We start from the raw sequence: 5,959 nt of genomic DNA, 5'->3' as shown, positions 1-5,959 counted from the left end.
CTGGGGGTTCCCGGGGCGCCCTGGTGAACCCCACCCCACCGCGCCCACGCCTACCGGTTTTGGGCACAACCCCTGGGGGGGGGGCCCCCGCGGGGGCGGGGCCCCGCCGAACCGCGGTCCGGGGCTGCGGGGATCAGCTCGCCGGGGTGAAGGTCAGCGCCAGCGAGCCGATCTGCTGGCCGCCCGTGAAGTACGAGGTGCCGAGGTTGGTGTCCAGGTAGTTCGCGCCGGCCGGGTCCACCTGGAAGCTGGAGGACTTCAGGTACTGGGTGGTGCCGGTGCGGCTGATCACGTTGCTGCCGCGCGGGTCCAGCAGCGGCACCGGGGTGTCCGAACCGTTCGGCACGGCGGTGAAGTAGCCCCTGGCGACGGTGAAGTCGAGCTGCTTGAAGGTCACGCTCTTGCCGGTCCGGAGGTTCAGGAAGAGCAGGCCGCCGCCGAACTCCACGTGGCCGTAGAAGGACGGGATGTTCGCGGCACCGCCGGTCACCGGGAGCGTCACGGTGAGACCGGTCGCGGGGTCGGCGTTCGGGTCGGCCGGCTGCAGCGGGACGACCAGGATGCCGTTGAGCGCGGCGTCCGTCAGGAAGTTCAGGTCGGCGGTGATCACGGCCTGGCCGCTCGCCGCTGTGGCGGTGGCGGTGGTGTCGGCGACGGACACCCCGCTCGCGGCGGTCACGGCGAGGACGACGGCGGCACCGGTCGCGGCCAGGCGGGCGGTGATGCGGGACATGCTGAACTCCTTGGGAGAGGGAGAGGTGCTCGGTCGTGCGGCGGGGCGGAGAGGACCGCGGCGGCACGGAGCCGGAGCCGGGCCGGCGGCCGCAGGGGCGAAGTCCCTACGGCCGCCGGGGTGGTGCGGGCGGTACGGGGTGGTGCGGGCAATGCGGGTGGTTCAGGACGTACGGGTGGTTCAGGACGTGCGGGTGGTTCGGGAGTGCGGGGTGGTTCAGGAGGTGGTGATGCTGCCGCAGCCGAAGTCCAGCGGCAGGAAGCCGAAGCTCTTGATGTCGGCGGTGCCGTTGGTGCAGAGCCAGCCGCCGGCGCCGAAGATGCCGCGCAGGGTGGCGCCGCGGGTGGTGGCGGCGTTGAAGTCGGCGTCGCGGAAGACGTTGTAGACCACGCGGGAGTACTGGGTGGCCGCGAAGTTGTCGCCGATGACCTTGTTCACGGTGTCGACCGGGCCGCCGACGGTGCCGTCGATGTTGCGGATGGTCAGCGGGCCCTGGACGTCGGTGCCGCTGCCCTTGCCGAAGTACACCTGGCCGATGTAGTGGGCGACGGAGTAGGGGACCAGCGCGTCGGCGACGGCCAGCTGGCTGTCGCTGCCCTGGTTCTCCTGGACGCTGCTGTTCACGCAGGCGCCCGGGGTGACGGCGGTGCCGCCACCGATGGCCTGCAGGAAGAAGGAGCGGGTGCCCGAACCGGTCTGCGGCAGGAAGGGCTTGATCGTGGTGGCCGGCAGCGAGGCGTTGATCTGGTTCCACTTGGTGACCGTGCAGGTGTAGATGTCCTTCAGGTTCGCCGTGGTCAGGTTCGCCGGGGCGTTGCCGCCCTGCGGGGCGGCCCAGGAGACGGCGTCCTTGGCCAGCGCGACGAAGTCGTCGGTGGTCGGGTCGGTGGCGACCGGGCCGCGCGAGGAGCGGGCGAAGTCCACGGTGGCGCTGGTGTTGGCGTTCAGCGCGTTGATGCCGGCGCCGGAGCCGTTCGGGCGGGTGATCGGGGTGGCACCGGTCTTGGTGGTGATGGTGCCGGTGGGGATCGCGTCCCAGCTGTAGAGCCGGGGGGCGTTCGGGTCGGTCAGCGACGCGTTGTAGTCGGCGGAGAGCTGGTTCAGCAGCGACTGGGTCGTGTCGGAGCCGACGCCCACGATGTCGACGGCGCGCGGGGTGACACCGGCGGCCGGGTCGGCCACCGCGGTGCCGCCGGCGACGGTCGCGAGGGAGGTCGCCAGCGCGGCGACGGTGAGCAGCTTGGCAGCGGTCTTACGCATGTTCCTCTTCCTCCGGGGGAGAGACGTACATCGCGTGAACCCGTACTCCGTCGGGGAGTTCGGGGCCGGATGGCCGCGTCCGCTGCGGCCTCGCCGGCAGTGCCGATCCTGTCCGGCGGGGAGGTTCCGCCGGAAGAGCGGTCGAGGCCGGCCGGGGAATGTCGACTCATCGGTTCGGCGAGGTTTAGCCACTGGTCAGCGTGGACGCGACAGGGGCGCCGCCGGGCCTCCGAGCCCGGTCGACGTTCTTCTCCAGGAGGCTGCTCGGGGTGTTGCCGGAAACCTGGCCTTCACCGGAACTGCACGGACCGCGGCCCCCGGTGGAAGCGCCGCGTCCGGACGTGCCGAAGGACGGCCCGCCGTCCGGCGGTCCGTCCTCTCCAGGGTTGTTCAGGGGGCCGGCCGCTCAGAGCGGCCGGCGGCCGTCCCGGCCGGAGCGCCGCAGCTCCTGCCCCACCCACCGCAGCCCGGCCAGGAACCCGTCGACCCCCGCCTGGCACTGGTCGCGCCGCAGGTACCCGCGCGCGCTGCGGGCCACCGGGCCGGCGTCGGCCGCCCCCGGCCGGGTGCTGCGCACCGGCAGGTAGGCGGCCCAGACCCACTGGCGCCCTTCGGACTGCCCGACCGAACAGCGCAGCGCGGCCCGTTCGATCAGCAACTCGCGGACGGACTCGGCGAGTTCGTCCTCACTGCGGTAGGTGCGCACACCGACCCCGAGCGGCCGCCCGTTGGCGGCCCGCAGCACCCAGCCGAGGCAGCGGTCGGCCGCCGGCACGATCAGCAGCCGCGGACCGCGCCGCTCAGCGGCCATCGGTGCGTCTCAACGGAACCGCGGGCTCCGGGAGTTCGCGCGGCGGCTGCTTGGAGAGCAGCACCACGAACCGCCGGAAGGCGTTCTGGCAGGTCGCGTACCGCTCGTACGCGCGGCTGGAGCGCACCTCGGGGAGGGCCCGCGAGCCCGGGACGACCCAGATCCATCCGATGCCCTCCCGCACGTGGGTGATCCGCGCGGTGAGCCCGGCCGCCGTGGCGCGCAGGCCGTCGAATCCCCGCTCGGCCTCGCCGGCCGTCTCGAACGCGGCCGGGGTGATCGCGACCACCCGCCCGTTGGGCGCCTTCAGTTGCCAGCGGTAGCGCCCGTCCGCCGCCCGTTCGGCGCGGAACCCCCCTCGACTTGCCCCTGCTGCGGTGTGACCGCGGCCGGCAGCGTTCACTGCCCCCTCCGTCCGGTTGCCCTCCGGATTCCCCTCCGAGCGGAGCAAAGCTATGTGTGCACACAGAGGCCACGAAAGCCCAGAACGTTCACAACTTGCGCTGTTGGTCGGGAAGTTCTCTCTCGTTCAAACTTCACTCGTCCCGGTCGGGAGCGGTCCGGAACGGGCGCCGGAACACGCCGGAAACGCTCAGAGCCGGGCGGTCCAGCGCACCATCGTGCCCTTCCGGTACGGCCCGCACTCGTGCCAGGCGTCGCCGCCCAGCGCCTCGGCGCGCCGGGTGAGGTTGAGCAGGCCGCTGCGCCGGCCGCCCTCCGGGATGCCCACCCCGTCGTCGGTCACGGTGAGCAGCACGCCGGGCCACCCGCCCCGGTCCAGCGACTCCGGGTCACCGCTCATCGGGCGGCCGTCCGCGTCCAGGTGGGTGGTCGCGTCGATCTCCACGCCGACCCGGGAGGCCCGCGCGTGCCGGGCCGTGTTGGAGAGCATCTCCCGTAGCGCGGCCAGCAGTTGACGGCCGGTCTTCTCGCCGACCAGGCTCTCCACCGGCCCGACGAAGCTCACCGAGGGCTTGAAGCCGAGCGCGGCCGCGGCCTGGCTGGCCTCCCGCAGCACCCGGGTGCGCAGGGTGTCCGGCGCGTCGCCGTGGTTGTCGTGCTGGAGCGCGTAGATGGTGGTGCGGACCTCCTGGATGGTGGCGTCCAGCTCGTCCACCGCCTTGCCGATGCCGACCCTCACCTCGGGGACGACGGCCCGCCGGGCGGCGCTCTCCAGCATCATCCCGGTGGCGAACAGCCGCTGGATCACCAGGTCGTGCAGGTCGCGGGCGATCCGGTCGCGGTCCTGGAAGACGGCCAGGCGCTGCTGGTCCCGCTGGCCCTCGGCGAGCCGCAGGGCGAGCGCGGCCTGGGAGGCGAAGGTCTCGGCGAGCTGCTTCTCCGCGTCGGTGAACGGCACCGCGCCGCAGGGGCGCCAGACGCAGAGCCCGCCGAGCACCCGTCCGGCGGCGATCATCGGCACCGCCATGGACGGGCCGAAGCGGCGGGCCAGCCGCATCACCACCGTCGGGTCGCTGGACATGTCGTCCAGGTAGACGCTCTCCCCCGCGAGCAGCCGGGCCGCGAAGCTCTGCTTCGGCAGCAGCTCGCCGCGGACGAACTCGGCCACCTCGCCGGAGGCGTGGGCGACCCGCATCTGCCCGTCGCCCTCGCCGCCGCCCTCCGGGCCGGTCGGCAGCAGGATCATGCCGAGCGCGGCGTCCGCCAGCTCCCGCACCTGCTCGGCCGCGACGGTCAGCGCGGTCTCGGCCTGCTCGCCGGAGAGCAGGGCGGTGGTGACGGCGGCGGCGCCGGCGATCCAGCGTTCGCGGCGGCGGCCCTCCTCGTACAGCCGGGAGTTCTCGATCGCCACGCCGGCCGCCGCGGCGAGGGCGTGCACCACCTGTTCGTCCTCGGGGGTGAAGGCGCCGCCGCCCTTCTTCTCGGTGAGGTAGAGGTTGCCGAACACCTCGGCGCGGACCCGGATCGGCACGCCCAGGAAGGTCCTCATCTGCGGGTGGTGCGCCGGGAACCCGGAGGAGCGCGGGTCGGCGCCGAGGTCGGCCAGCCGCAGCGGCTCGGGGCGGTCGATGAGCGCGCCGAGGACGCCCCGGCCGGCCGGCAGCTCGCCGATCTCGGCGGCGGTCTCGTCGTCGACCCCGACGTGGATGAAGTCGGCCAGCCCGGTGCCGCCGGGGGCGATCACGCCGAGCGCCGCGTACCGGGCGTCGACCAGTTCGGCCGCGCCCAGGGCGATCCGGTGCAGGGTGGCGTGCAGGTCCAGCCCGGCCCCGATCGAGACCACCGCCTCCAGCAGCCGCTGCATCCGGTCGGTGACCGCGGCGGCCGACTGCAGGCGCTCCGCGACCTCGGTGACCAGGGTGTCCAGCCCCAGCGAGGCGATCTCGGGCACCCGGTGGGGTGTCGGCTCGGAAGTGGCCTCGGGGAGGTCCGGCGTGGGGTCCATGGAGAAAGCCTAGTTTGTACGCTTTTCAGCCGAAGGCTGGCGCGACCGCGCCTAACGGGACGCCGGGACCGGCTCCAGCAGCCCGTCCGCCTCCCGCTCCCGCCGCCACATCGCGTGCAGCCGCCCGTCCGGGTCGGCGACCAGCTCCGACCAGCGGCCCCGCTCGGCCACCCGGCCGCCGTCCAGCACCAGCACCTCGTCCACGGTGGTGTCGTCCAGCCCGGCCAGCCGGTGGGTGATCAGCACGGTGGTGCGGCCCTCGGTGGCGGCCAGCAGGTCGGCGGTGAGGGCGTCGGCGGTGGGCAGGTCGAGGTGCTCGGCGGGCTCGTCCAGGACCAGCACCGGGAAGTCCGCGAGCAGCGCCCGGGCGAGCGCCAGCCGCTGGCGCTGGCCGCCGGAGAGCCGGGCGCCGTGCTCGCCGACCATGGTGTCCAGGCCGTCCGGCAGGCTCTCGGTCCACTCCAGCAGCCGGGCGGCGGCCAGCGCGGCGCGCAGCTCGTCCTCCGCCGCTCCGGGCCGGGCCAGCCGCAGGTTCTCCCGCAGCGAGCTGTCGAACACGTGGGCGTCCTGGGCGCAGAGCCCGATCACCCGGCGGACGGACTCGCCCGCCAGCGCGCGGCTTTCCACAGCCTGTGGACGGCCGTCGGCGAAGGTCACCGAGCGCCAGCGCCGGGTGATCGAGGTCATCCGGGATTCCGTCCAGCGCCGCGGCTACCCGCCGTCCATGCGCGAGATCGGCCAGGCCGTC

General features: G+C 73.8%; 5 protein-coding genes and 2 pseudogenes. 1 reads left to right on the top strand and 6 read right to left on the bottom strand.

Features of this window, described 5'->3' with window-relative positions:
- Nucleotides 1-133: 133 nt before the first annotated feature.
- The 6 genes and pseudogenes from ABZW03_RS36070 to ABZW03_RS36045 all read right to left on the bottom strand — a co-directional run.
- On the bottom strand, nt 134-733 hold the full coding sequence (locus tag ABZW03_RS36070) for a hypothetical protein (RefSeq protein ID WP_355268237.1): 600 nt from the start codon (nt 731-733) through the stop codon (nt 134-136).
- Between the two features lie 216 nt (nt 734-949).
- Complete coding sequence (locus ABZW03_RS36065) at nt 950-1,993, bottom strand: substrate-binding domain-containing protein (protein ID WP_355268234.1); 1,044 nt, start codon at nt 1,991-1,993, stop codon at nt 950-952.
- Nucleotides 1,994-2,399: 406 nt separating this feature from the next.
- Entirely contained in the window at nt 2,400-2,804 is a 405-nt protein-coding gene (locus tag ABZW03_RS36060) for a hypothetical protein (RefSeq protein ID WP_355268231.1), read from the bottom strand.
- Nucleotides 2,794-3,207, bottom strand: a complete 414-nt coding sequence (locus ABZW03_RS36055; RefSeq protein ID WP_355268228.1) for a hypothetical protein — start codon at nt 3,205-3,207, stop codon at nt 2,794-2,796. The genes ABZW03_RS36060 and ABZW03_RS36055 overlap by 11 nt, the downstream gene beginning before the upstream one ends.
- A gap of 189 nt (nt 3,208-3,396) precedes the next feature.
- Nucleotides 3,397-5,211, bottom strand: a complete 1,815-nt coding sequence (locus tag ABZW03_RS36050) for a GAF domain-containing protein (protein ID WP_355268225.1) — start codon at nt 5,209-5,211, stop codon at nt 3,397-3,399.
- A 51-nt stretch (nt 5,212-5,262) separates the two neighbouring features.
- Nucleotides 5,263-5,838 (bottom strand): annotated as a pseudogene (locus ABZW03_RS36045) (ATP-binding cassette domain-containing protein); the annotation flags it as partial.
- Between ABZW03_RS36045 and ABZW03_RS36040 the strand changes: the two are divergent.
- Nucleotides 5,795-5,959: pseudogene (locus ABZW03_RS36040) on the top strand (repressor LexA); the annotation flags it as partial. The pseudogenes ABZW03_RS36045 and ABZW03_RS36040 sit on opposite strands and share 44 nt — an antisense overlap.

The sequence above is a fragment of the Kitasatospora sp. NPDC004799 genome (assembly GCF_040609095.1).
Classification (GTDB): Bacteria; Actinomycetota; Actinomycetes; order Streptomycetales; family Streptomycetaceae; genus Kitasatospora.
The sequence above is the reverse complement of the archived record's forward strand: the minus strand, read 5'-3'. Positions and strand labels throughout refer to the sequence as shown.